General features: G+C 68.8%; 16 protein-coding genes, 1 pseudogene and 1 riboswitch. Of the genes and pseudogenes, 10 read left to right on the forward strand and 7 right to left on the reverse strand.

Annotated features, from left to right (window positions below; all coding sequences use genetic code 11):
- Positions 1-128: 128 nt before the first annotated feature.
- On the reverse strand, positions 129-1751 hold the full coding sequence (locus tag ACUTAF_RS01125) for a diguanylate cyclase (protein WP_445578241.1): 1623 nt from the start codon (positions 1749-1751) through the stop codon (positions 129-131).
- A 265-nt stretch (positions 1752-2016) separates the two neighbouring features.
- Here ACUTAF_RS01125 and ACUTAF_RS01130 point away from each other — a divergent pair, with 265 nt between their 5' ends.
- The 4 genes from ACUTAF_RS01130 to speA all read left to right on the forward strand — a co-directional run bounded on the left by ACUTAF_RS01130 (position 2017) and on the right by speA (position 6316).
- The gene (locus tag ACUTAF_RS01130; protein WP_445578242.1) at positions 2017-3069 is read left to right on the forward strand and encodes a DUF2333 family protein; all 1053 of its coding nucleotides are present in this window, start codon (positions 2017-2019) and stop codon (positions 3067-3069) included.
- Positions 3070-3072: 3 nt separating this feature from the next.
- Positions 3073-3609, forward strand: coding sequence for an NUDIX hydrolase (locus ACUTAF_RS01135; RefSeq protein WP_445578243.1), 537 nt, complete (start codon positions 3073-3075; stop codon positions 3607-3609).
- Positions 3610-3907: 298 nt separating this feature from the next.
- Entirely contained in the window at positions 3908-4279 is a 372-nt protein-coding gene (locus tag ACUTAF_RS01140; RefSeq protein WP_445578244.1) for a translation initiation factor Sui1, read from the forward strand.
- Between the two features lie 123 nt (positions 4280-4402).
- Entirely contained in the window at positions 4403-6316 is a 1914-nt protein-coding gene (gene speA, locus ACUTAF_RS01145; RefSeq protein WP_445578245.1) for an arginine decarboxylase, read from the forward strand.
- 61 nt (positions 6317-6377) lie between these two features.
- Here speA and ACUTAF_RS01150 read toward each other — a convergent pair whose 3' ends face one another.
- Both ACUTAF_RS01150 and ACUTAF_RS01155 read right to left on the reverse strand, forming a co-directional pair.
- The gene (locus ACUTAF_RS01150; protein ID WP_445578246.1) at positions 6378-6830 is read right to left on the reverse strand and encodes a DUF2214 family protein; all 453 of its coding nucleotides are present in this window, start codon (positions 6828-6830) and stop codon (positions 6378-6380) included.
- Between the two features lie 33 nt (positions 6831-6863).
- Positions 6864-8213 carry an MATE family efflux transporter gene (locus ACUTAF_RS01155; RefSeq protein ID WP_445578247.1) on the reverse strand — a complete coding sequence of 450 codons (1350 nt, stop codon included), beginning with the start codon at positions 8211-8213 and terminating at the stop codon, positions 6864-6866.
- Positions 8214-8376: 163 nt separating this feature from the next.
- On the opposite strand from ACUTAF_RS01155, the gene ACUTAF_RS01160 reads away from it, so the two are divergent.
- Both ACUTAF_RS01160 and ACUTAF_RS01165 read left to right on the forward strand, forming a co-directional pair.
- The gene (locus tag ACUTAF_RS01160; protein WP_445578248.1) at positions 8377-8841 is read left to right on the forward strand and encodes an aminoacyl-tRNA deacylase; all 465 of its coding nucleotides are present in this window, start codon (positions 8377-8379) and stop codon (positions 8839-8841) included.
- A 136-nt stretch (positions 8842-8977) separates the two neighbouring features.
- Positions 8978-13876, forward strand: a complete 4899-nt coding sequence (locus tag ACUTAF_RS01165; RefSeq protein WP_445578249.1) for an alpha-2-macroglobulin family protein — start codon at positions 8978-8980, stop codon at positions 13874-13876.
- 83 nt (positions 13877-13959) lie between these two features.
- Here ACUTAF_RS01165 and ACUTAF_RS01170 read toward each other — a convergent pair whose 3' ends face one another.
- Together ACUTAF_RS01170 and ACUTAF_RS01175 are read right to left on the reverse strand one after the other, a co-directional pair.
- A complete protein-coding gene (locus tag ACUTAF_RS01170) occupies positions 13960-14262 on the reverse strand; it encodes a hypothetical protein (RefSeq protein ID WP_445578250.1) in 303 nt (100 codons plus the stop codon).
- 20 nt (positions 14263-14282) lie between these two features.
- Entirely contained in the window at positions 14283-15104 is an 822-nt protein-coding gene (locus ACUTAF_RS01175; RefSeq protein WP_445578251.1) for a hypothetical protein, read from the reverse strand.
- Between the two features lie 218 nt (positions 15105-15322).
- Between ACUTAF_RS01175 and pbpC the strand changes: the two genes are divergently transcribed.
- The 4 genes and pseudogenes from pbpC (at position 15323) to ACUTAF_RS01195 (ending at position 19976) form a co-directional block, all read left to right on the forward strand.
- Positions 15323-17680, forward strand: coding sequence for a peptidoglycan glycosyltransferase PbpC (gene pbpC / locus ACUTAF_RS01180; RefSeq protein WP_445578252.1), 2358 nt, complete (start codon positions 15323-15325; stop codon positions 17678-17680).
- A gap of 68 nt (positions 17681-17748) precedes the next feature.
- A complete protein-coding gene (locus tag ACUTAF_RS01185) occupies positions 17749-17967 on the forward strand; it encodes a hypothetical protein (protein WP_445578253.1) in 219 nt (72 codons plus the stop codon).
- Between the two features lie 122 nt (positions 17968-18089).
- Positions 18090-19112 (forward strand): annotated as a pseudogene (locus ACUTAF_RS01190) (HAMP domain-containing protein); the annotation flags it as partial.
- Positions 19113-19247: 135 nt separating this feature from the next.
- A complete protein-coding gene (locus tag ACUTAF_RS01195) occupies positions 19248-19976 on the forward strand; it encodes a methyl-accepting chemotaxis protein (protein WP_445582377.1) in 729 nt (242 codons plus the stop codon).
- Positions 19977-19979: 3 nt separating this feature from the next.
- On the opposite strand, the gene ACUTAF_RS01200 is transcribed toward ACUTAF_RS01195, so the two are convergent.
- Positions 19980-21866: a TonB-dependent receptor domain-containing protein gene (locus ACUTAF_RS01200; protein WP_445578254.1), complete on the reverse strand. Its 1887-nt coding sequence runs from the start codon at positions 21864-21866 to the stop codon at positions 19980-19982.
- 88 nt (positions 21867-21954) lie between these two features.
- A riboswitch (cobalamin riboswitch) is annotated at positions 21955-22142 on the reverse strand.
- 67 nt (positions 22143-22209) lie between these two features.
- Positions 22210-24105, reverse strand: coding sequence for a 1-deoxy-D-xylulose-5-phosphate synthase (gene dxs, locus ACUTAF_RS01205; RefSeq protein WP_445578255.1), 1896 nt, complete (start codon positions 24103-24105; stop codon positions 22210-22212).
- Positions 24106-24226 lie beyond the last annotated feature (121 nt).

Consider the following 24226-nt stretch of genomic DNA (forward strand, 5'->3'; position numbering starts at 1 on the left):
TATTGCGGTTTGGTTACAGCCTTGTGACGGCGTGCGCTGCATCACGTTTCGCCGGCTGGCGCGCTGCCTCGCCGCCATGCGCATCGCCGATGAGCGGGTGTCTCGCGGTCTGGGCGGCCGGCGACAGCCTAGACGCCGGTGTCGCCGCGATACGGCTCTACCCGGTTGCGTCCGGCGTGCTTGGCCTTGTACAGCGCCTCGTCGGCCTGCTTGGACAGGGCGTTGCCATCCAGGCCCGGCTGGAGCATGGCGATGCCGCAACTGAAGGTGCAGGACAGGTCCTGCGGCTGCGCCGGGTAGTGGATCTCGGCGAAACGCTGGCGGATGTCCTCCAGCAGCCTGAGCGCCGACTGTTCGTCGGTATCGGGCAGCACCACGGCGAATTCCTCGCCGCCATATCGGCCGATGTGGTCGGTCTTGCGCAGGCGCTGCTTGAGGAAGAGCGCCAGGCTCTTGATCACCCGGTCGCCCATGGGGTGGCCATAGCGGTCGTTGACCTTCTTGAAGTGGTCGATGTCGAGCATGGCGAAGGCCAGCGGCTGGTCGTCGCGGCGCGCGCGGAAACAGGCGTCCTCGAGCAGCTGCAGGGTGTGGGTGTGGTTGTACAGGCCGGTGAGGCTGTCGCGCACCATGCGCGCCTTGAGGTTGCGCGCGCGGGCGGCGCGGTTGCGCACGGTGGCGATCAGGTGGCGCGGCTTGATCGGCTTGGTGAGGAAGTCGTCGCCGCCCTCGCTCATGGCATCGAGCTGCTTGTCCAGGTCGTCCTCGGCCGACAGGTAGATGATCGGCACGCTGACGTAGCGGTCGTTGTGGCGGATCACCTTGGCCAGTTCGGTGCCGTTGCACTCGGGCATGTACATGTCGAGGATGATCAGGTCGGGCTGGAACTCGGCCAGCGTATCCAGCGCCCGGATCGGCTCGGTCAGGGTATGGGCGATGATCCCTGCGCTGTTGAGCACGCGTTCGGTGTGGGTGGCCTGGGCCTTGGAGTCGTCGATGATCAGCACCCGATAGGGATCGTACTGGGCGACATGGGTCAGCACCTCGATGCGTTCGAGCAGGCTGGAGGCGTCCAGCGAGCCGGTGAAGAACTCCTGGCCACCGGCGCGCACCGCGGCCAGGCGGGTCGGGGTGTCGGTATCGCGGTGGCTGAAGAACAGCAGGGGAATCTTCTGTTCCAGCCCCTGCTGCACCGATTCGGCCAGCTCCAGGCCGGCTCCGGCGAAATCCACGTCCATGACGATGGCCGCCGGGTGCCGCTCGGCGATGGCCGCGCGAAACGCCGCGGCGTTTTCCAGGGGCTGTGCGCTCAGGCCGAAGAACTCCAGCTGCTGGGCCAGGCGCTCGGCGCGGGCGCTGTCCTGCAGGGCCAGGTAGACCGGCTTGCGCAGCGGCGGCAGGAAGGTCTGCTCGAAGGCGTCGCCGTGGCGCAGGCCGGTGCGCGACAGGCGCTGCATGATCAGGTTGAGACGGGCGATCAGCGCGCTGTTGAGGCGACCGCGATTGTCGCGGACCTCGTCCAGGCTGGCCGCGATGCCGTGCGCCAGTTGCGCGTGCTCGGTTTGCTCGAAGCGTTCCGCGTAGCGCAGCAGGCGCAGGTTGGCCTCGCTCAGCTCGGTCATGCCGGCGTCGCTCCATTCGCTGCGCTGCAGCCGTTGCCAGACCTCCAGCACCTGGCGCGCCTGGTGGATCACGCGCTGGGCGAAGTGATGCTTGAGACGGTCGCGACTCGGGTCCGGGTGTTCGCTCATGGGCCGGCTTCCATGGTTGGATCGGTAGTGGCTCGATGCTATCACTTGCTGATGTGGCCGACTGTGCCGCCGGTCAAATGGCATCGTTCTTTCTGTCGAATAGGCGACATCGAGGTAGGTGTTCCGCGTCGCCCCGCTACCGGCGGTAAGTTTGTTCATGCTCCCTGCGCTTCGTTCTGTGCTTGCCTTATAGTGCGAAGCGGATCGCAACGCCTTGTCGGCTGCGCGGTCGAACTTTCGAATTCGCTTGAGGAAGGACACTGTCATGCTGGACTGGAAGAATCGTGCGGCGAGCTCCCCCGAGGGCACCGACACCAAGCGCAGGGGCGAGCGCAGCGGCGCCAGCCTGGTCGGCCGCGCCATCGGCGGCCTGCTCGGCGTCTACCTGCTGCTGGCACTGGTGGTCGGCTGGTACTGGAGTCAGGAGCCGGCGGCTTTCCAGGTACAGCGCCACGCGCAAGCGGCGGCGGAGCAGAGCAAGCGGCAGATGACCGCCGGCTACACCACGGTGGAGACGCTCAAGCAGGTGGCCGGCACCCTGCTGGACAAGCCGGGCGGCTACCTGGCCAACGACCTGGCGCCGCCTGGTCTGTGGCTGGACAACATGCCGAGCTGGGAATACGGCGTGCTGGTGCAGGTGCGCGATTTCTCCCGCGCCCTGCGCAAGGACTTCGCCCGCTCGCAGTCGCAATCCACCGAGGACCCGGATCTGGCCAAGGCCGAGCCGCGTTTTCACTTCGACAACAAGAGCTGGGCGCTGCCGGCCTCGGAGGCCGAGTATCGCGAGGGGATCAAGGCGCTGGACCGCTACCTGGCGCGCCTGGCCGACCCGAGCAAGCAGAACGCGCAGTTCTATAGCCGTGCCGACAACCTCAACAACTGGCTGGGCGATGCCGGCACCCGCCTGGGCTCGCTGTCGCAGCGGCTGTCCGCCAGCGTCGGCCAGGTGCGCCTGAACACCGAGGTGCTGCCGCCGGAGTCCGGCCTCGAGGAAGTCGAAGGCGGGGTGTACGAGACGCCCTGGCTGCAGATCGACAACGTGTTCTACGAGGCGCGTGGCCAGGCCTGGGCGCTGGCCCACCTGCTGCGCGCCATCGAAGTCGACTTCGCCGACGTGCTGGCGAAGAAGAACGCCACGGTCAGCGTGCGGCAGATCGTCCGCGAGCTGGAGGCGGCGCAGGAAACCCTGTGGAGCCCGATGATCCTCAACGGCAGCGGCTATGGCCTGCTGGCCAACCATTCGCTGGTGATGGCCAACTACATCTCGCGGGCCAACGCGGCGATCATCGACCTGCGTCAGCTGCTGAGCCAGGGCTGAGGCATGGCCTTCTCCGAGGCGGAAGCGGCGCATCGCGCCGCCTCCGATGCCGAGCGCGTCGCCTGGGTCGACGAGGATGACCGGCCGCAGGGCGGCGTGTCGCGCGCCGAGCTGCGCGAGCGGCGGCTGATCGGCCGCGGCAGCTATATCCTGCTGTTCAACTCGGCCGGCCTGCTCTGCGTGCACCGGCGCACCCTGAGCAAGGCGCTGTACCCCGGCTACTGGGACGTGGCGGCTGGCGGCATGGTGCTTGAGGGCGAGAGCTATGCCGAGTCCGCCGAGCGCGAACTGGCCGAGGAGCTGGGCATAGTCGATGCCGAACTGGTCGAGCACGCGCATTTTCTCTACGACGCGCCGGAGAGCCGCTTGTGGTGCAGGGCCTATTCGGCGGTGTCCGACGCGCCGCTGGTGCTGCAGCCGGAGGAGGTGCTGGAGGCGCGCTTCATCCGGGTCGAGCAGGCGCTGGAGGAAACCCGCCGCCTGCCGTATTGCCCGGATTCGCTGGCGGCGCTGGAGCGATACCTGGCGGTACGTTCTTAGGATGCGCTGTGCGCTCCGCCTTTACCTCGGATGCGGGGCCTTGGTGCGCACGGCCTGGGCGGCCCCGCGACACCCTACGGCGTCGCGGATTCCGAGCGCGCCGTGCACGATGGCGAACGGCGTCGCCAAAGTGCCGCAGGATGACGCAAATCCGTACTTAGCAGGCGCCGCCTTTGCCGGTAAACTGCGCGGCCTTTTCGGCGGACGCCTGTCCGCCTGCGCTGCCCCTGCCTGAGTGGGGCTTCGCGGTCGACGCGCGTCGGCCAATCGCTATCCTGACCCCTACGAGGACAAGCCGGTGGTCAAGAAAGCTTCGTCATTTGCCGCCCTCGGCGGTCTCGTCTACTCCACCGATGGCGGTCGGCATTGCCCGGACTGCGGCCAACCGGTGGACGCCTGCATCTGCAAACAGAACCGCATCCCCGAGGGCGACGGCATCGCTCGAGTGCGCCGCGAAACCAAGGGCCGCGGCGGCAAGACGGTGACCACGGTGAGCGGCGTGCCGCTGGCCGAGGAGCCGCTCAAGGAGCTCGCCAGCGCGCTGAAGAAGCGCTGCGGCACCGGCGGTGCGCTGAAGGACGGAGTGATCGAGATCCAGGGCGATCACGTCGAACTGCTCCTGGCGGAACTGAGCAAACGCGGCTTCGCCGCGAAGAAGTCCGGCGGCTGAGCCGCGCTTTTCTAAACTGATCGAGTGTTCGTGCGGTCAACCGCCGAGCAAACGTCATCCTGCACCCTTAATTTCCAGGCTGGCCACCCGTGAAGGCCAGGCTCATTCCCATGGGAGGACTCGATGTCCGCACGACGCACACGCAAAGACGATGGCAGCCAGTGGACGGTGGCCGATAGCCGCAGTGTCTATGGCATTCGCCACTGGGGCGCCGGTTATTTTTCGATCAACGACGCCGGCCGCGTCGAGGTGCGTCCCAACGGCCCGCAGAGCCAGCCCATTGATCTCTACGACCAGGTCGACGAGCTGCGCCAGAGCGGCCTGTCGCTGCCGCTGCTGGTGCGTTTCCCGGACATCCTGCAGGATCGCGTGCGCCGCCTGACCGGCGCCTTCGACGCCAGCATCGCCCGGCTCGAGTACCAGAACCGCTACACCGCGCTGTACCCGATCAAGGTCAACCAGCAGGAGGCTGTGGTGGAGAACATCATCGCCACGCAGAATGTCTCCATCGGCCTGGAGGCCGGTTCCAAGCCCGAGCTGCTGGCGGTGCTGGCGCTGGCGCCGAAGGGCGGCACCATCGTCTGCAACGGCTACAAGGACCGCGAGTTCATCCGCCTGGCGCTGATGGGGCAGAAGCTCGGCCACAACGTGTTCATCGTCATCGAGAAGGAATCCGAGGTGCGCCTGGTGATCGAGGAGGCGGCCGAGCTGAAGGTCGCGCCGCAGATCGGCCTGCGCGTGCGCCTGTCCTCGCTGGCATCAAGCAAGTGGGCCGACACCGGCGGCGAGAAGTCCAAGTTCGGTCTGTCCGCGGCGCAGATCCTGCAGGTGGTCGAGCGCTTCAAGGCCGCCGGGCTGGACCAGGGCATCCGCCTGCTGCATTTCCACATGGGTTCGCAGATCGCCAATATCGCCGACTACCGCAAGGGCTTCCGCGAGGCCATCCGCTACTACGGCGAGCTGCGCGCCCTCGGCCTGCCGGTCGACCATATCGACGTCGGCGGCGGCCTCGGCGTGGACTACGACGGTACCCACTCGCGCAACGCGAGCTCGATCAACTACGACATGGAAGACTACGCCGACGCCGTGGTCGACATGCTCAAGGAGTTCTGCGACCGCCAGGACATCCCCCATCCGCACATCTTCTCCGAGAGCGGCCGAGCCATGACCGCGCACCACGCGGTGCTGCTGGTGCAGGTTACCGATGTGGAGAAGCACAACGACGCGGTGCCGCAGATCGATGCCGACATCGAGCAGCCGGAAGTGCTGCAGGTGCTGATCGAGTTGCTCGGCGACAGCGACCCGGAAATGGTCGCCGAGACCTACTGGCGCGCCACCCACTACATCAGCGAGGTGGCCGCGCAGTACTCGGCGGGCAAGCTCGACCTGCCGCAGAAGGCGCTCGCCGAGCAGTGCTACTTCGCCATCTGCCGGCGCCTGTACAACCAGCTCAAGGCGCGCCAGCGCTCGCACCGCCAGGTGCTCGACGAGCTCAACGACAAGCTGGCGGACAAGTACATCTGCAACTTCTCGGTGTTCCAGAGCCTGCCGGACACCTGGGCGATCGGCCAGATCCTGCCGATCATGCCGCTGCTGCGCCTGGACGAGGAGCCGCTGCGCCGCGCCGTGCTGCAGGATCTGACCTGCGACTCGGACGGCAAGATCAACCAGTACGTCGACGAGCAGTCGATCGAGACCAGCCTGCCAGTACACGAAGTGCGCGAGGGCGAGGACTATGTGCTGGGCATCTTCCTGGTCGGCGCCTACCAGGAAATCCTCGGCGACATGCACAACCTGTTCGGCGACACCGACTCGGTGAACATCTACCAGAGCGCCGACGGCAGCGTGTACCACGCCGGCATCGAGACCCACGACACCATCGAGGACATGCTGCGCTACGTGCACCTGTCGCCCGAGGAGCTGATGACCCACTACCGCGACAAGGTGGCCAGCGCCAAGATCAGCCCGCGTGAACGCACCCAGTTCCTCGACGCCCTGCGCCTGGGGCTGACCCGTTCGTCCTACCTGGCGTCCTGAGGCCCTTGGAGCGCGCGGCACACCCTACTGTAGGGTGCGCCGTGCGCACCGAGACGAGGACTCAGCCGCTTATCCCATACCCCCGCGCCATCAGCGCCGCCAGCAGCGGCATCACCAGCAACAGCAGCAGCTCGATGCGGATGCTCCAGGTCACCAGGGCGACCTGCCGGGCGCTCGGCTCCGGCACCTGGCCGGCCTTGAGCGCGTGACGCCAGTTGAGAAAGACGAAGGTGGGCAGGATCGACAGCAGGGCGACCAGGATGAACAGCCCCACCTTGGCGTGGAACACCCCGTTGTGCAGGTAGTACTGCCAACCCTTGCCGTACCACAGCACCCGGGCGATGCCGGTGACAAGCACCAGCCCGGCGCAGATGCCATAGGCCAGGTCGGTGATCACCAGGCTGCGCGCGCGGCGCAGATCCAGCGGTGTCTTGAACAGCACGTGTTCGACGCTGAGCAGGGCGAACAGGGCGAAGATCGATAGAAAATGCAGGTAGGCGACGAGCGCGGCCATGGGGGCTCCTTGCTGCGGGCGGGCGGGGGCGGATCAGCGGCTGGCTGGGGCGAACCACAGGTCGCGCCGCGACAGCTGCCAAGCATAGCCACCCAGCACCAGACTGCGCAGCGCCATGAAGGCGAGAAAGGCCAGCCACAGGCCATGGTTGCCCAGCCCCTGCAGCGCCCAGCCCAGCGGCAGGGCCAGCGCCAGGGCGATCAGCATGGCGTCGCGCATCTCCCGCGCCCGGGTCGCGCCGATAAACAGGCCGTCGAGCAGGTAGCTCCATACCGCCAGCAACGGCAGTAGCGCCAGGTAGGGCAGGTACTGCAGCGCGGTGTCGCGCACCGCGGCGATATCGGTCTGCAGGCCGATGAACCAGTGCCCGCCGAACAGGAAGAACAGGGCGAAACCGAGGCTGGCCAGCAGCGACCAGGCCCCGGCTACCAGCAGCGAGCGGCGCAGCGCGGCGCGGTCGCGGGCGCCGAGGGCATGGCCGCACAGCGCCTCGACCGCATGGGCCAGGCCGTCGAGGGCGTGGGCGGTGAGTAGCAGGCCGTTGAGCAGCAGGGCATTGGCCGCCACCGTGGCGTCGCCCAGGCGGGTGCCCTGCACGGTGATCAGGAAGAACACCAGCTGCAGCGCCAGGGTGCGGATGAAGATGTCGCGGTTGACCGCCAGCAGCGGTCGCCAGCTACTCCAGCGCTTCAGCGCCGCGCGCTCGAGCTGCCCGGGGTAGCGCGTCAGGGCGCGGCGCGCCAGCCACAGGCCGAGCAGCGCGGCGCTCCATTCAGCGATCACCGAGGCCCAGGCCGCGCCGGCCACGCCCCACTGCAGGCCGAGCACGAACCACAGGTCCAGGGCCACGTTGAGCAGGTTGGCGGTGAGCAGAATCGCCAGCGGCCCGCGCGCGTTCTGCGTGCCCAGCAACCAGCCGACCAGGGCGTAGCTCGCCAGCGCGGCCGGCAGGCCGAACAGGCGGATCTGGAAATACTCGCGGGCCAGCGCGTCGAGTGCCGCCGATGGCCGCATCAGACCCAGCGCGGCGCCGCTGAAGGGGATCGCCAGCACGGCCAGTAGCAGCGCCAGCAGCACGCCGAGCAGCAGGCCCTGCAGCAGCACCTGGCGCAGCGCGCCGCCGTCGCCGCGGCCGGCGGCCTGAGCGGCGAAGCCGGTGCTACCCATGCGCAGAAAGCCCATGGCCCAGGTCAGCAGGGTGTAGAGGCTGCCGCCCACCGCCACCGCCGCCAGTTGGTGGGCGTGCGGCAGGTGACCGACCACGGCGCTGTCGACCAGCGCCACCAGCGGCACCGACAGGTTGGAGAGAATCATCGGCGCGGCCAGGGCCCAGACCCGGCGCTGGGTCGGGGCGTGGCGCCAGGCGTCGAGCAGGGCGGACATGGGCGGCTCCGGCAAAGCGGCGATTATAGGCGGCGTTAGTACCTTTGCTGCTATCGCCGTCTGGTCATAGCAGCAACCGCACCTTCGCCTGCCTGCCGCCCTGGCTAGACTTTTTCCAGGGCCAGTCAACCAAGCGTCGCCGCGGCGACCGAGGAGGTGGATCATGCGTATGGCCGAAACCCTGGAGCGCCATCTGCAGCGGGCGCATTGCGACTACAAACTGATCGAGCACGAGCCCTCGGCCACCAGCCTGGAGGCGGCGCGCAAGGCGCACATTCCTGCCGCGCGCATGGCCAAGCCGGTGATCCTCGACGACCGCCGCGGCCACTACCTGATGGCCGTGCTGCCGGCCAACCGCAAGCTCGACCTGGACAAGGTGCGCAAGGGCAGCCAGCGCTGGCAGCTCAGCGGTGAGCAGAACCTGGTCGGCCTGTTCAAGGACTGCCAGCGCGGCGCGGTGCCGGCGCTCGGCGCGCTGTACGGCCTGGACATGCTGATCGACCCGCAACTGGCGCGCCTGGCGGACGTCTACCTGGAGGCCGGCGACCACGAGAACCTGGTGCATATGTCGATGGACGACTTCTTCAACCTGGCGCCCAATGCCGAAGTCTGCGAGCTGTGCCATTGAGCCGCGGTTGAAATCGTCGTCGTGCTGGGGCCAGGGAGGTGTGCTCGGCTTGGCGCTTTCGCCGCCGCGCCTCCTCCCTGGGTAGGCGCTCGGCTATAGTTGGGGTTCTCTGCGCCCCCCTATACCGGAGCCCGCAATGCCGAACAAAGGACTGCTTCTGGCCCTCGCCCTGAGCCTGCTCAGCGCCTGCGATTCATCCCAGGACCCCGCCACCGTCACCAGCACCGCGCCCGCGGCCGAGCAGCAGCGCCCGCCGCAGCCGGCGGTGGATCGCGCCGCGCTGGCCGCGCGCCATGCCGGCCGCGAACTGGAGGTGGTCGACGTGTCCGAGGTGCAACTGGACGGCGCCAGCGCGCTGTCGGTGACCTTCTCCGTGCCGCTCGATCCCGACCAGCCCTTCGCCGAGCGCCTGCACCTGGTCGACAGCAAGGACGGCAAGGTCGACGGCGCCTGGGAACTGTCCGAAAACCTGAGCGAACTGCGCCTGCGCCACCTGGAGCCCAAGCGCAAGCTGGTGCTGACCATCGATGCCGGCCTGCGCGGCATCAACGGCGCCAAGCTTGCCGCCGAGCACGTCAGCCGCCTCGAGACCCGCGACCTGCAGGCCAGCGTCGGTTTCGCCAGCCGCGGCTCGCTGCTGCCGACCCGCCTGGCCGAGGGCCTGCCGGTGATCGCGCTGAACGTCGACAAGGTCAATGTCGAGTTCTTCCGCATCAAGCCCGAGGCGCTGCCGGGCTTCCTCGCCCGCTGGGGGCGCAGCAGCAACCTCGACACCTGGGAGGCGCAGCAATTGCTGCCGATGGCCGAGCTGGTCTACGGCGGGCGTTTCGACCTCAACCCGGCGCGCAACACGCGCGAGACCCTGCTGCTGCCGATCGCCGGCCTGGAGCCGTTCAAGCAGCCCGGGGTGTACCTGGCGGTGATGCGCGAGGCCGGCAGCTACAGCTATTCGCAGCCGGCGACGCTGTTTTCCCTGAGCGACATCGGCCTGTCCGCGCACCGCTACCGCGACCGTCTCGACGTCTTCACCCAGGCCCTGGAAGGTGGCAAGGCGCAGGCCGGGGTGCAGCTCGAACTGCTCGACGGCGACGGCGCGCTGCTCGCCGAGGGCAAGACCGACGCCGCCGGCCACGCCCAGTTGCCGCTGCCGGCCAAGGCCCAGTTGCTGCTGGCCAAGCAGGGCGAGCAGACCAGCCTGCTGCGCCTCAATGCACCGGCGCTGGACCTGGCCGAATTCGATATCGCCGGGCCCAAGGCGCATCCGCTGCAGCTGTTCGTGTTCGGCCCGCGCGACCTCTATCGCCCCGGCGAGACGGTGCTGCTCAATGCCCTGCTGCGCGACGCCGACGGCAAACCGGTCAAGGCCCAGCCGGTGAGCGTCGAGGTGCGCCGGCCGGACGAGCAGATCAGCCGCAAGTTCGTCTGGACGGCGGACGAGGGCGGCCTCTACCAGTACCAGCTGCAGCTGGCCGAGGAGGCGCCCACCGGGCGCTGGCAGCTGCTGCTCGACCTCGGCGACGGCAGCCCGCAGCTGTACGAGTTTCTCGTCGAGGACTTCCTCCCCGAACGCCTGGCCCTCGAACTCAAGGGCCGCGAGCAGCCCTATGCGCCGGGCGACAATCCCGAGTTCGCCGTGACCGGCCGCTACCTCTACGGCGCGCCGGCCGCCGGCAACCGCCTGACCGGCCAGCTCTACGTGCGGCCGCTGCGCGAGGCGGTGGCGAGCCTGCCGGGCTATCAGTTCGGCGACGTCACCGAGGCCGATCTGACTCAGGATCAGGAACTCGACGAGATCAGTCTCGATGACCAGGGCCGCGCCGTGCTGCGCCCGGAAAACCGCTGGGGCGAGGCCAAATCGCCGCTGCGCCTGATCCTCCAGGCCAGCCTGCAGGAATCCGGCGGTCGGCCGATCACCCGGCGCATCGTCCAGCCAGTATGGCCGGCCGAGCGTCTGCCGGGGCTGCGCGGGCTGTTCGACGGCGAGGAGGTGGATGCCGACAGCCTGGCCGAGTTCGAGCTGCTGGTGGCCGATGCCGCCGGCAACAAGCTGGCCGCCGACGACCTGAGCGTGCGCCTGGTGCGCGAGCGCCGCGACTACTTCTGGAGCTTCTCCGACGGTGAGGGCTGGCGGCACAACTTCAACGAGAAATTCCTCACCCTCAGCGAGGAGCCGCTGAGCATCGAGGCCGGCGGCACCGCCAAGGTCAGCTTCCCGGTGGAGTGGGGCCCCTACCGGGTCGAGCTGGTGGACAACCGCACCGGCCTGCTCAGCAGCCTGCGCTTCTGGGCCGGCTACCGCTGGCAGGACAACGCCGAGGGCGGCGCGGTGCGTCCCGACCAGGTCAAGCTGGCGCTGGACAAGCCGGCCTACGCGGCGGGCGATGTGGCGCAGATCACCGTCACCCCGCCGGCAGCCGGCAGCGGCTACCTGCTGGTCGAATCCAGCGAGGGGCCGCTGTGGTGGCAGGAAATCAGCGTGCCGGCCGCCGGCAAGACCTTCGAGCTGCCCATCGACGCGAAATGGGCGCGCCACGACCTGTACCTCAGCGCCCTGGTGATCCGCCCAGGCGAGCGCGGTGCGCGGGTCACCCCCAAGCGCGCCGTCGGCCTGCTGCATCTGCCGCTGCAGCGTGCGCCGCGCCAGCTGGCGGTGAGCCTCGAGGCGCCGGAAAAGATGCGGCCCAAGCAGCCGCTGACGGTCAAGGTCAGCGCGCGCAACGCCGACGGCAGCATCCCCGAGCGGGTGCGGGTGCTGGTCGCCGCGGTGGATGTCGGCATCCTCAACATCACCGATTACGCCACCCCCGATCCCTTCGCCAGCTTCTTCGGGCGCAAGGCTTACGGCGCCGATCAGCTGGACGTCTACGGGCAGTTGATCGAAGGGCAGGGGCGCGTCGCCAGCCTGGCCTTCGGCGGCGACGCGGGCCTCGCCGCCGGCGGCAAGCGCCCCGACACCAGCGTGCTGATCGTCGCCCTGCAGAGCGAGGCGTTGCCGCTCGACGCGCAGGGCGAGGGCGAAGTCAGCCTGGATATCCCCGACTTCAACGGCGAGCTGCGCCTGATGGCGCAGGCCTGGAGCGACGAGCGCTTCGGCATGGCCGAGGCCAAGACGCTGGTTGCCGCGCCGCTGATCGCCGAGCTGTCGATGCCGCGCTTTCTCGCCGGCGGCGACGAAACCAGCCTGGCGCTGGATCTGACCAACCTCTCCGGCGCCGAGCAGCAACTCGATGTGCGCGTGGACGTGGAGGGCCAACTGCGTCTGCTGCAGCGCGGCGAGGCACCGATCCAGCTGGCCGACGGCCAGCGCATGACCCTGCGTATCCCGGTGCGCGCCGAGGGCGGCCTGGGCCAGGGCCGCATCCATGTCGAGGTGCAGGGCCTGGCGCTGCCGGGCGAGGAACTCGGCGACTTCAGTCGCGAGTGGACCCTGGGCATCCGCCCGGCCTATCCGGCGCAGCTGCAGCATTTTCGCGCAGTACTGGGCGAGGGCGAGCCCTGGAGCCTGCCGGCCGGCAGCCTGAACCAGTTCGAGCCTGCCGGGCTGGAGGCCGTGCTGGCGCTGTCGAGTCGGCCGCCGCTGAACCTCGGCGAGCAGATCCGCGCTCTCAAGGCCTATCCCTATGGTTGCCTGGAGCAGACCACCAGCGGCCTGTACCCCTCGCTCTATGCCGATGCCGCCAGCCTCCAGCGCCTCGGCCTGGCAGGCGAGCCGGACGAGCAGCGGCGCAGGAGCATCGAGCTGGGCATCGAGCGCCTGCTCGGCATGCAGCGCCACAGCGGCGGCTTCGGTCTGTGGAGCGCCGAGAGCGAGGAGGAGTACTGGCTCACCGCCTATGTCACCGATTTTCTCCTGCGCGCCCGCGAGCAGGGCTTCGGTGTGCCGGCCGAGGCGCTGAAGAAGGCCAGCGACCGCCTGCTGCGCTACCTGCAGCAGAGCAGCCTGATCGAGGCCGGCTACAGCGAGGACTTCGCCCACACCCGCTTCGCCGTGCAGGCCTACGCCGGCTACGTCCTGGCGCGCAGCCAGCAGGCGCCGCTGGGCGCGCTGCGCAGCCTGTACGAGCGGCGCGGCGAGGCGCGTTCCGGCCTGCCGCTGGTGCAGTTGGCCGCCGCGCTCAAGCTGATGGGCGACGCGCCGCGCGGTGAGCAGGCGCTGGCCCAGGGCCTGATCCAGGCGCGCGACGGCGAGCGCTGGATGGCCGACTACGGCAGCGCGCTGCGCGACCAGGCGCTGATCCTCGCCTTGCTGGAGGAACACGACCTGGCCGCCGGCCAGCGCGAGCAGCGCCTGTTCGACCTGGCCGACGAGCTGGCCGGCCAGCGCTGGTTGTCGACCCAGGAGCGCAACGCGCTGTTCCTCGCCGGTCGCGGCCTGCTCGGCAAGCCGGAACAGCCGTGGAGTGCGCAACTGGCCAGCGGCGCCTTCCAGTTCCAGCTGAGCGACCGGCAGCCGGGCATCAAGCTTGAGCGCGCCGAACTGGCCGAGCCCTTGACCGTCAGCAACGCCGGCAGCGCCAAGCTGTACCAGCAACTGACCCTGTCCGGTTATCCGAGCCAGGTGCCGGCGGCCGGTGGCGAGAACCTCAGCATCGAGCGCGAATATCTGGGCATTGACGGCCGCCCGCTGGACCTTGAGCGCCTGGAAAGCGGCGAACTGGTGCTGGTGCACCTGGCGGTGCGCGCCAAGCAGCGCGTGCCCGACGCCCTGGTGGTGGACCTGCTGCCCGCCGGCCTGGAGCTGGAAAACCAGAACCTGGCGCAGAGCGCGGCGAGCCTCGACGACGCCGGCAGCCAGGTCAAGGAATGGCGCCAGGCGATGCAGAACGCGCGGATCAAGCACCAGGAATACCGCGGCGACCGCTATGTGGCGGCGCTGGATGTGGACGGCTACGGCACCACCCATCTGCTCTACCTGGCCCGTGCGGTCACTCCGGGCAGTTACCGGGTACCGCCACCGCAGGTGGAGTCGATGTACCGGCCGAGCTGGCATGCGCTGGGCAGTGCGCCGGGGGGGATGGTGGTGAGAGAGCGGTAGAGCGGCCCCGGATTGCATCCGGGCTGCAGGACTGGCTTATGGCAAAACGGGGCAAGGCCTGCTGGCCTTGCCCCGTACAGCCGTCACTTGGCGCCGATCATCTCGACGATATTGATCAGCATGGACTGGCCTACCGAAACATAGTCCGGCGCCAGCATCGGCGAGTCGAACTCGGCACTGGCCATCTGGATTTCCTCCAGCCGGCAGGCCTCGAGCGCGCTTTGGAAGAGCACACCCACCACCTCCTCCACACTGGGTTGAAGGTAGGGTGCATAGTTGGCGGCGGCCTGCGCCTCGGCTACCTCGGCGTCGCAGTGGCCGGCCAGCGCAGGACTGGACAGCAGCATGGCCGTCACCGTCCAGGCGGGAATCGAATAGAAGTTCATCACTAACCTCCCGGATCTGCTTAGTTGGTAGAGGCGCACAAGGCGTAGGTGGTTACGGTGATCTGGGCCGCTGACCCGCCCCCTGTTGTCTTGACCAGCGATGCCGTCCAGCTCGAGTCGGTTGGCGGGTAGCTCAGAACGGTCTGCCAGGTCTGAGCCGAGGAATAGCTCGCCCCGCCGCCCAGCACCCGCTTGCCCTCGCTGCAGGTCGCCGTGCAGGTAATGGCGGTTGTGTTCTGTGTGCAGGTTTCGGTTTTGCGCTCCCAGGCGGTCAGGCCGGTATCGCCCTGCGGACCTGCTACTCCAGCGGGGCCTATGTCGCCCTGAGCTCCCTGCGGACCCGTTTCGCCCTGCGGGCCCTGTGGCCCGGTCTCGCCCTGAGCGCCCTGCGGACCCGTTTCGCCCTGTGGGCCCTGTGGCCCGGTCTCGCCCTGCGGGCCCTGTGGTCCGGTCTCGCCCTGAGCGCCCTGCGGACCCGTTTCGCCCTGCGGTCCCTGTGGACCAGTATCCCCCTTATCCCCCTTGGTCCCCGGGCATTTACCATTGACGCCGTTCTCGCAATCCCAGACTCGCCGCTCCAGTGCGCCCAGGCCGCCTTTGAGATTGTCCACGACATGGGCGACGTCGTGATCCCCCAGCGCCTGCGGGCTGAGGCCGAGCACTGCCAGCGATACCAGGACGGCCGAAGGCGCAGCGGCAAAGCGGCGGAGGGATTTGCCCGGTACTGCGGTACCAAGCGACTGAGATGGCAATACCTGCCGTACAGCAGTGGGCAATAATTCATCGCCAGGTTCGTCGATGCGCATAACCAATGTCCTTTCGTTGAGATAGAAGGTTGGCATCGCACCGTCAAGCGCCTGGCGCCGGAGAAGGCTGGGAGGTTGAACTCGATGCCCGTAAACACCGCTTGGCAGGTACTGTCAGCTCAACGAAGCAGTGTTCAGATTTAGGTCTAGTGGCCCCGTAATGGCATGTAAAACCTCTAGGAGTCAAAAATATGTCGAATGTGTGGTGATCAGACGGGTGGTCATTGTTTGTGTCAATAAAACGTCTTTTTGCGATGCCTGCTTGTTGGCGCGCAGCTGAAGCCTCTGGGGGGCGGCGCTGGCGGCAGTGCGCTGGTGCGCTGATAGTTGGGCTGAGTCTGCTCTGGCTAGCCGACCGCCTGTGCCCGCTGCCATTGCCCGAAGACGATCTGGCCCGTGTGGTGCTGGCCGAGGACGGTACGCCGTTGTGGCGTTTCGCCGACCGCGACGGCGTGTGGCGCTACCCGGTGACCCCGGACCAGGTCTCGCCCTATTACCTCGACGCGCTGCTGACTTACGAGGACCGCTGGTTCCGCCAGCACCCCGGGGTCAACCCGCTGGCCCTGGCTCGCGCCGCCTGGCAGAACCTCTCCGGCGGGCGCGTGGTATCCGGCGGCAGCACGCTGTCGATGCAGGTGGCGCGCCTGCTCGACCCGCATGGGCGGAATCTGCCGGGCAAGCTCAAGCAGCTCTGGCGCACCGCGCAACTGGAATGGCACCTGTCCAAGGACGAGATACTCGCCCTGTACCTCAATCGCGCGCCCTTCGGCGGTACCCTGCAGGGCGTGGCGGCGGCCAGCTGGAGCTACCTGGGCAAGCCGCCGAGCCAGATGACCCGCGCCGAGGCCGCCTTGCTCGCGGTGCTGCCGCAGGCGCCCAGCCGGCTGCGTCCGGATCGCCACCCCGAGCGCGCCCGGGCGGCGCGGGACAAGGTGCTAAGGCGCCTGGCCGAGTTCCGCGTGTGGCCCGCCGCGCAGATCGAGGAGGCGCTGGAGGAGCCGGTATTCCTCGCCCCGCGCCGCGAGCCGAGCCTGGCGCCCTTGCTGGCGCGGCGGCTGAATCGGCCCGGCAGCCCGCCGCTGATCCACACCACGCTGGACGCCGCCCTGCAATTGCGTCTGGAGGACCTGCTGCTGGGCTGGCGCGCGCGCCTGCCCGAGCGCACCTCGGCGGCGATCCTGGTGGTCGAGCATCAGAGCATGGCGGTGCGCGCCTACCTGGGCTCGGTGGATATCGGCGATGCCGCGCGCTTCGGCCACGTCGACATGGTGCGCGCGCTGCGTTCGCCCGGCTCGACGTTGAAACCCTTCCTCTACGGCATGGCCCTGGACGCCGGGCTGATCCATTCCGAGTCGCTGCTGCAGGACGTGCCGCGGCATTACGGCGACTACCGTCCCGGCAACTTCGCCGTCGGCTTCAGCGGCCCGGTGTCGGCCAGCGAGGCGCTGGCCACCTCGCTCAACCTGCCGGCGGTGCAGTTGCTGGAAGCCTACGGCCCGAAGCGTTTCGCCGGCGAGCTGCGCGGCGCCGGCGTACCGCTTCGCCTGCCGGCATTGGCCGAGCCGAACCTGGCGCTGATCCTCGGCGGCGGTGGCAGCCGCCTGGAGTCGCTCGTGGCTGGCTACAGCGCCTTCGCCCGCGGCGGCCTGGCGGCGCGGCCGCGCCTGCAGCCGGACGATGAACTGCGCGAGCGGCGCCTGCTGTCGCCCGGCGCGGCCTGGATCATCCGCCGCATCCTCAGCGGCCAGGCGCGCCCGGACCGCGACCCGCGCGCGCAGCTCGTGCAACGGCCGACGCTGGCCTGGAAGACCGGCACCAGCTACGGCTTTCGCGATGCCTGGGCCATTGGTGTCGGCCCGCGCCATCTGGTCGGCATCTGGATCGGCCGCCCGGACGGCACCCCGGTGCCCGGCCAGTTCGGCCTGGCCTCGGCGGCGCCGCTGCTGTTGCAGGTGCACGATCTGCTGGTGGGGCGCGACAGCCAGCGTGGCATCGCCGCGCCGGTCGACGCGCAGCCGGCCGAGGTCGGCGTCGCCGCCATCTGTTGGCCGCTGGGCCAACCGATGCGCCGCGACGATCCCAACTGCCGGCGCCTGCGCTTCGCCTGGACCCTGGCCGGCACCACGCCGCCTACCCTGCTGGCCGCCGACCAGCCGCTGGGCAGCGGCCTGCGTGAGAGGTTCTGGGTCGACGGCCAGGGCCGCCGCGTGGCGCCCGGCTGCCCCGGCGCCGAGCCGCGTGAGCTGGCGCTCTGGCCGGCGCCGCTGGAGCCCTGGCTGCCGCGCCGCGAGCGACGCAGCGCACGCCTGCCGGCCAGCGATCCGGGCTGCCCGCCGTTGCAGGCGCCGGCCGTTGCGCCCCTGACCATCGTCGGGGTGCGCGAGGGCGACAGCCTGCGGCGTCCGCTGGCAAGCCGCGAACCGCTCAGGCTGAGCCTGGCGACGCTCGGCGGCAGCGGGCGGCGCTGGTGGTTCCTCGATGGCGCCCCGTTGGCGGAAGGCGCCGCCGGGCAATCCTTCGACCAGGCTTTCGAGCGCGCCGGGCGTTACCAGCTCAGCGTGCTCGACGAGGCTGGGCAAACCGCTCGCGTGCAGTTCGATGTGCTCGACTGAGCCGGCGGGTAGGGCGTCATCGCTGCGCTGGCTGGACTGAGTCGGTCGCAGCTGGGGAGTGGCGAGCGATGTCTGCCTGGATGCCCTGCCTGCTGTCGCTGTTCTGTGCCGAGCTGCCGGCGGCAGAGCTGGCGCTCTATACGGCAGCGCACCCGCCGCTCACCTTCGGCGCTGGTTTGCCGACGAGCGGCAGGCCGAACGGGATCGACCGCCCTGAACGGGGCACCGGCGACCGCACGTCCGAAGAGGGCGGTTTTTCCTCATGTCTTTTGTCGAGGCGCCGATAGGGTTTTCGAATAAACTTGCCTGTAATATTGTGTACATATTTGTATGCAATGTGTTTGGCCAACTTCCGGAGAGCCCTATGCGCCTATGGCAACGCAGTATCCAGTGGCAGTTGATCCTCAGCATGGGGGCGGCCCTGCTGGCCAGCATTCTGATCGTGGTCGGCATCTATTCGGCGGTGGTCAATCGCCTGACCGAGCGCTATCTGGTCGAAGAGGCGCTGCCGGCGCGGGTGCAGGCGATTCGCAACGACCTGGAGCGGGTGCTGACCGCGCCGATCACCGCCAACGCCTCGATCGCCGAAAACAGCCTGGTACAGGACTGGCTGGCCGCCGGCGAGGACGAGGCGCGGCGCGATGAGTTCGCCCGCTACCTGGAGGGCGTGCGCGCCCAGCAGAACGCGATGACCACCTCGATCGTCGCCCTGGCCAGCGGCAACTACACCACCGGCGAAGGGCTGATGCGTACCCTCGATCGCAGCCAGGCGGAGAACCAGTGGTTCTATCGCCTGGTCGACGGTGATCGCGACCGCGTGCTGGAGATCGACATCGACAAGGGCACGCGGCAGCCGACGTTGTTCATCAACCAGCGGATCGAGCGCGATGGCAAGACCATCGGCGTGTCCGGCCTGGGCTACGACCTGGGGGACATGTCGAAGATGATCAGCGAGTTCCGCTTCGGCGAGCAGGGCCAGGTGTTCCTGGTCGACGGCAAGGGCGGGGTCAAGGTCCACCCGCACTCCGAACTCAGCGGCAGCGGCCAATTGGAGCAGCTGTTCGGCGCCGAGGCGGCGCAGCAGGCGCTGCTCGGCGATGGCCGGGCGGTGCGCTTCGAGCGCGACGGCGAGGCCTACCTGGCGGTGGCGCAGAAGTTCGCCAGCCTCGACTGGCTGCTGGTCAGCGAGGTGCCGGAGGCGGAAATCTACGCCGAGGCGCGCCGGGCGCTGCTGATGAGCAGCCTGATCGGCCTGGCCGTGGCGCTGCTGTTCCTCGGCCTGGTGGTGCTGCTGGCGCGCGGGCTGGTGCGGCCGATCCGCCAGGTCACCGCGGCGCTGGTGGATATCGGCGGCGGTGGCGGCGACCTGACCCGCCGTCTCGACGAGTCGCGCGGCGACGAGCTGGGCGACCTGGCGCGCGGTTTCAATCGCTTCCTGGCCAGCCAGCGCGAGCTGATCGGCGAGGTGCTGGCCACCAGCGAGCGCCTGCGCGGCGCGGTCGGCCAGGTCGCCCAGGTGGTGGAGAACACCGCCGGGCGCGCCGGCCAGCAGCAGGAAATGACCGACATGGTGGCCACCGCCGTGCACGAGATGGGCCTGACCGTGCAGGAGATCGCGCGCAACGCCAGCAGCGCAGCGCAGTCCTCGCACAGCGCGCGCGACGAGGCGCAGCAGGCGCGCCAGGTGGTGGGCCAGTCCATCGCCCATATCGAGCGGATGTCCGCCGATATCGGTGGCGCCGCCGAGGCGGTGAGTGAGCTGGCCGAGCAGGTGGCCTCCATCGACCAGGTGCTGGCGGTGATCCGCGGCATCTCCGAGCAGACCAACCTGCTGGCGCTCAACGCCGCCATCGAGGCGGCGCGAGCGGGCGAGATGGGCCGCGGCTTCGCCGTGGTGGCCGACGAGGTGCGTACCCTGGCCAGCCGCACCCAGGCCTCCACCGACGAGATCCAGCAGATGATCCAGCGTCTCAAGCAGGGCGCCGAGACGGCGGTCAGCTCCATGCACGCCGGCCAGGCGGCCACCGGCACCGGGGTCGAGGCCAGCCAGCGCACAGGCCAGTCGCTCGGCGCCATCACCGAGCAGGTGGAGGCGATCAGCGACATGAACACCCAGGTGGCGGCGGCCACCGAGGAACAGAGTTCGGTGACCGAGGAGATCAACCGCAACGTGCAGGGCATCGCCGACCTGGCGCATGCCACCGCCGGCGAGGTGCGCGCCTGCCGCGAGGACTGCCAGACCCTGCGCCGCCTGGCCGACGACCTGGCCGGCCAGGTCGGCCAGTTCCGTCTGTAAGGGCTACAGCCGGGGCGTCCAGCTCAGGGAGAGCAGGGCGCTACGGCCTTCCTCGCGGTAGCCGTAATAGCTCACGCTGCTGAAGAACGCGTCGTTCGGCCGGCTGTACAGGGCCTGGGAATAGTCCTTGTCCAGCAGGTTGTCGACCTTGAACTGCCACAGCAGCTCCTCGTTCATCCGCCAGCTCGCCCGTGCGCCAAGCAGACCGTAGCCGGCGATCTCGCGGCTGTTGGCGGCATCGTCGTAGCGCCCGGAGAAGGCCTGCCAGCTCATGCCGGCGGCGAAGGCGCCGAACTGGCGATCCAGATCCAGGCTCAGGCTGCGCTTGGTGCGGCGTGGCAGGGTATGGCCGGTGTCGCGATCGCGAGGGTCGAGCAGGCTGGCGCCGAGAGCGGCCTGCCAGCCCAGCACGTCGCGTTCGAGGCTCAGTTCCAGCCCCTGCAGGCGCGCCTGGTTGACGTTCATCGGGGTGCTGAAGAAGGTCACCGGGTCGCTCACCACGGTGATCAGGTCCTCCACCTCGGTACGGTAGGCCGACAGGCTCCAGCGGGTGTCCAGGTGATCGCCACGCAGCTGCGCCTCGTAGGTCTTCGAACGCTCGGGGGCCAGGTCCGGATTGCCGCCATAGTAGGCGCTGGTGGGGAAGTACAGATCGTTGAAGGTGGGGGCGTGGAAGCCTTCGCCATAGCTCAGCAGCAGCTCCAGGCGCTCGGCCAGGTCCAGGCTCAGCGCGGCGTTCCAGGTGTTCTCGCTGCCGAACTGCTGGTTGTCGTCATGGCGCAGGCCCAGTTCGGTGGCGAAGCCGTCGCCGCGGTAGCGGTGCTGGACGAAGGCGGCCTGGTTCCAGCGCTCGGTCCGGCTGAAGTCGCTGTCCGTGTTCAGGCGGTCCTCGGACCAGTCGAGACCGAGCAGCAGCTGCTGGGCATCGTCCAGGCGCAGGGTATTGAGCCAGGCGGCGCTGTCGCGGTAGGTATTGAACAGGTAGTTGTTGAAGCTGTTCAGCGGGTCGCGATTGTCGCTCTTGTCCTCGCTGTGGCCGAGCTCCAGGCGGCTGCTCCAGCGCTCGGCGAGCTGCGCCTCGAGATGGGCCGAGGCGGAAGAGACGCTGAAGCGTTCGCTGGGATTGCCCGGCGCGAAGCTGAACAGGTCGTCGTATTCGCTCTCGCCACGCTGATCGAGCAGGCTCAGGCCACCCTTCAGGCGCTCGTTGAAACGATGTTCCAGGTTCAGGTTGAAGGCCTTGCGCCGCAGACCATCGTGGTCGCCATCGTAGCCGCGGGCATCCTGCGAGCGGTCGAAGCCGGTGCGTTCGGTCAGGCTGGCGCCCAGGTCGAAGCGGGTGCGCTGGTCGCCGCCGGACAGCCCCAGGCTGCGCTCGAAGGTTTGCTGGCTGCCGGCGGCCAGGCGCAGGCGTGGCTGCAGGCCTGCTTCGCCCTGGCGCGTGAAGATCTGGATGACCCCGCCGATGGCGTCGGCGCCGTACAGCGCCGAGCGCGGACCGCGTACCACCTCGATGCGCTCGATCTGTTCCGGGCTGAGGAACTCCAGGCGGGCCAGACCGCTGGCGGCGGCATTCAGGCGCACGCCATCGACCAGCACCAGGGTCTGGTTGGCGTTGGCGCCGCGCAGGAACAGGCTGGTCAGGCTGCCGCGGCCGCCGTTCTGCACGATGGAGACCCCCGGCACGCGGCTGAGCAGATCCGGCACGCTGCTGACCTGCAGGCGCTCGATATCGCTTCGTTCGAAAACGCTGGTGGCGGCGGTGGCCTGGGTTTGTGGTTCGAGCAGGCGGCCGGAGGTGATCAATAGTGGCGATGCCGCATAGGGCTCGGCAGCCAGGGCCAGGCTCGGCATGACGGCGATGGCCAGGGCCAGACGGGACGGTTTCATCAGGGTTATTCCTCAAAGGTCGGCAGACATTCGAGGAGGGCAGGGGCAAGCGCGCAGGGCGGCGCTTGACGGTGCTGCCCTCCGCAACACCAGTCGCACCGTCGGGGCCGGTCTCCGGGCTGTCGACCCCGGTCCGCCTTCCCGGGAATTCCCAGTGGCCGTGGACAAGGTGCAGGCGGCGGCCTGCAGTCGATTACCGTTGCGGGGGCAGCGTCGGCTTCGCACCGACTTCCCGTTTAACGCCGCATGCGGCGCACCCTGACGGAACATGAAATGCCGCGCACCCTAGTGCGCGGCACAGTGAAATTCAAGCAAGCCTGGCTCAGCTACGGATGAGCGGTACTCATTCACCCAGCAGGGTCAGGCGCGCGCGCACCGCGGCGGCGATGCCGGCCTGGTCGAGGCCGCACTCGGCGAGCATCTGCGCCGGCTTGGCGTGCTCGACGTAGTAGTCGGGCAGGCCCAGCTGCAGCAGCGGCGCCCGCAGGTTCTCGCGGGCGAGGAACTCGCCGACCGCGCTGCCGGCGCCGCCCATCACCGCGTTCTCCTCGATGCTCACCAGCAGCCGGTGGCTGCCGGCCAGCTCGCGCAGCAGGGCTTCGTCCAGGGGTTTGACGAAGCGCATGTCGACCACCGTGGCGTCCAGCTCCTCGCCGACGCGCAGCGCCTCGGCCAGCTGCACGCCGAAGGCCAGCAGGGCGACGCCCCGGCCCTGGCGGCGCACCACTGCCTTGCCGATTTCCAGCGGCTCGAGGCCGGGCTCGATGGCGACGTTGGGGCCGCTGCCGCGCGGGTAGCGCACCGCCGCCGGGCCGTCGAACAGGTAGCCGGTGCTGAGCATGCGGCGCAGTTCATTCTCGTCGCTCGGGGTCATCACCAGCATGCCGGGGATGCAGCGCAGGTAGGAGATATCGAAGCTGCCGGCGTGGGTCGGGCCGTCCTCGCCGACCAGGCCGGCGCGGTCGATGGCGAACAGCACGTCGAGGTTCTGCACCGCGACGTCGTGGATCAGCTGGTCGTAGGCGCGCTGGAGGAAGGTCGAGTAGATCGCCACCACCGGCTTGATACCGTCGCAGGCCATGCCGGCGGCCAGGGTCACCGCGTGCTGCTCGGCGATGGCGACGTCGAAGTAGCGTGACGGGAAGCGCTCGGCGAAGGCCACCAGGTCCGAGCCTTCCTTCATCGCCGGGGTGATGCCGACCAGGCGGTTGTCTGCCGCGGCCATATCGCACAGCCACTGGCCGAACACGTTGGAGTATTTCGGGCCTGATGGTTTCTTCGGCGCGGTGTCGGGCGTGACCGGCTCCAGCTTGGTGATGGCGTGGTAGCCAATGGGGTCGGCCTCGGCCGGGGCGAAACCCTTGCCCTTCTTGGTCACCACGTGGAGGAACTGCGGGCCCTCCAGGTCGCGCATATTGCGCAGGGTGGCGAGCAGGGTCGGCAGGTCGTGGCCGTCGATGGGGCCGACGTAGTTCCAGCCCAGCTCCTCGAACAGGGTGCCGGGCACCAGCATGCCCTTGGCGTGTTCCTCGACCTTGCGCGCGATCTCCCAGGCGCCGGGCAGGCGCGAGAGGATCTTCTTGCTGCCCTCGCGCATGCTGGCGTAGGTGCGGCTGGAGATGATCTTGGCCAGGTAGTTGGACAGGCCGCCGACGTTCTTGGAGATCGACATGTCGTTGTCGTTGAGGATCACCAGCATGTCGGCGTTGACGTCGCTGGCGTGGTTGAGCGCCTCGAAGGCCATGCCGGCGGTCAGCGCGCCGTCGCCGATCACCGCCACGCTCTTGCGCTTCTCGCCCAGCAGGCGCGCGGCGATGGCCATGCCCAGCGCCGCGCCGATGCTGGTGCTGGAGTGGCCGACGCCGAAGGTGTCGTACTCGCTCTCGCTGCGGCGCGGGAAGGCGGCCAGGCCGTCCTTCTGGCGCAGCGTGCCCATGCGCTCGCGGCGGCCGGTGAGGATCTTGTGCGGGTAGGCCTGGTGGCCGACGTCCCACACCAGGCGGTCGTCGGGGGTATCGAAGACGTAGTGCAGGGCGATGGTCAGCTCGATCACGCCGAGGCCGGCGCCGAAGTGGCCGCCGCTCTGGCCGACGCTGTACAGCAGGTACTGGCGCAGCTCGTCGGCGAGGGTTTCCAGGTCCGCTTCGGCCAGGCGGCGCAACTCGTCCGGCGTGTTGGCGCGGTCCAACAGGGGCGTATGCGGGCGCTCGCGGGGGATCTCGTGGAAAGTGGTCGGCATCAGGCGAATCGTTATAGGCGTAAAAAGATGCGGCAGTTTACCTGATGCATGGATAACAGCCCAATGCACTATCGCGTCAACGCCGCTGGGGCCTGTTTGGCAGTTTGCTCGGGACCGACCC

It is taken from the genome of Pseudomonas sp. SP16.1, from assembly GCF_052682975.1.

Excerpts from the sequence above, each read along its gene's own strand:
- ACUTAF_RS01195 (WP_445582377.1), top strand. The coding sequence starts at position 19,248 with ATGGTGGCCACCGCCGTGCACGAGATGGGCCTGACCGTGCAGGAGATC.
- ACUTAF_RS01130 (WP_445578242.1), top strand. The coding sequence starts at position 2,017 with ATGCTGGACTGGAAGAATCGTGCGGCGAGCTCCCCCGAGGGCACCGAC.
- ACUTAF_RS01170 (WP_445578250.1), bottom strand. The coding sequence starts at position 14,262 with ATGAACTTCTATTCGATTCCCGCCTGGACGGTGACGGCCATGCTGCTG.
- dxs (WP_445578255.1), bottom strand. The coding sequence starts at position 24,105 with ATGCCGACCACTTTCCACGAGATCCCCCGCGAGCGCCCGCATACGCCC.
- ACUTAF_RS01155 (WP_445578247.1), bottom strand. The coding sequence starts at position 8,213 with ATGTCCGCCCTGCTCGACGCCTGGCGCCACGCCCCGACCCAGCGCCGG.
- ACUTAF_RS01160 (WP_445578248.1), top strand. The coding sequence starts at position 8,377 with ATGCGTATGGCCGAAACCCTGGAGCGCCATCTGCAGCGGGCGCATTGC.
- ACUTAF_RS01125 (WP_445578241.1), bottom strand. The coding sequence starts at position 1,751 with ATGAGCGAACACCCGGACCCGAGTCGCGACCGTCTCAAGCATCACTTC.
- ACUTAF_RS01135 (WP_445578243.1), top strand. The coding sequence starts at position 3,073 with ATGGCCTTCTCCGAGGCGGAAGCGGCGCATCGCGCCGCCTCCGATGCC.
- ACUTAF_RS01185 (WP_445578253.1), top strand. The coding sequence starts at position 17,749 with ATGTCTGCCTGGATGCCCTGCCTGCTGTCGCTGTTCTGTGCCGAGCTG.
- ACUTAF_RS01165 (WP_445578249.1), top strand. The coding sequence starts at position 8,978 with ATGCCGAACAAAGGACTGCTTCTGGCCCTCGCCCTGAGCCTGCTCAGC.
- ACUTAF_RS01150 (WP_445578246.1), bottom strand. The coding sequence starts at position 6,830 with ATGGCCGCGCTCGTCGCCTACCTGCATTTTCTATCGATCTTCGCCCTG.
- pbpC (WP_445578252.1), top strand. The coding sequence starts at position 15,323 with ATGCCTGCTTGTTGGCGCGCAGCTGAAGCCTCTGGGGGGCGGCGCTGG.
- ACUTAF_RS01200 (WP_445578254.1), bottom strand. The coding sequence starts at position 21,866 with ATGAAACCGTCCCGTCTGGCCCTGGCCATCGCCGTCATGCCGAGCCTG.
- ACUTAF_RS01175 (WP_445578251.1), bottom strand. The coding sequence starts at position 15,104 with ATGCCAACCTTCTATCTCAACGAAAGGACATTGGTTATGCGCATCGAC.
- speA (WP_445578245.1), top strand. The coding sequence starts at position 4,403 with ATGTCCGCACGACGCACACGCAAAGACGATGGCAGCCAGTGGACGGTG.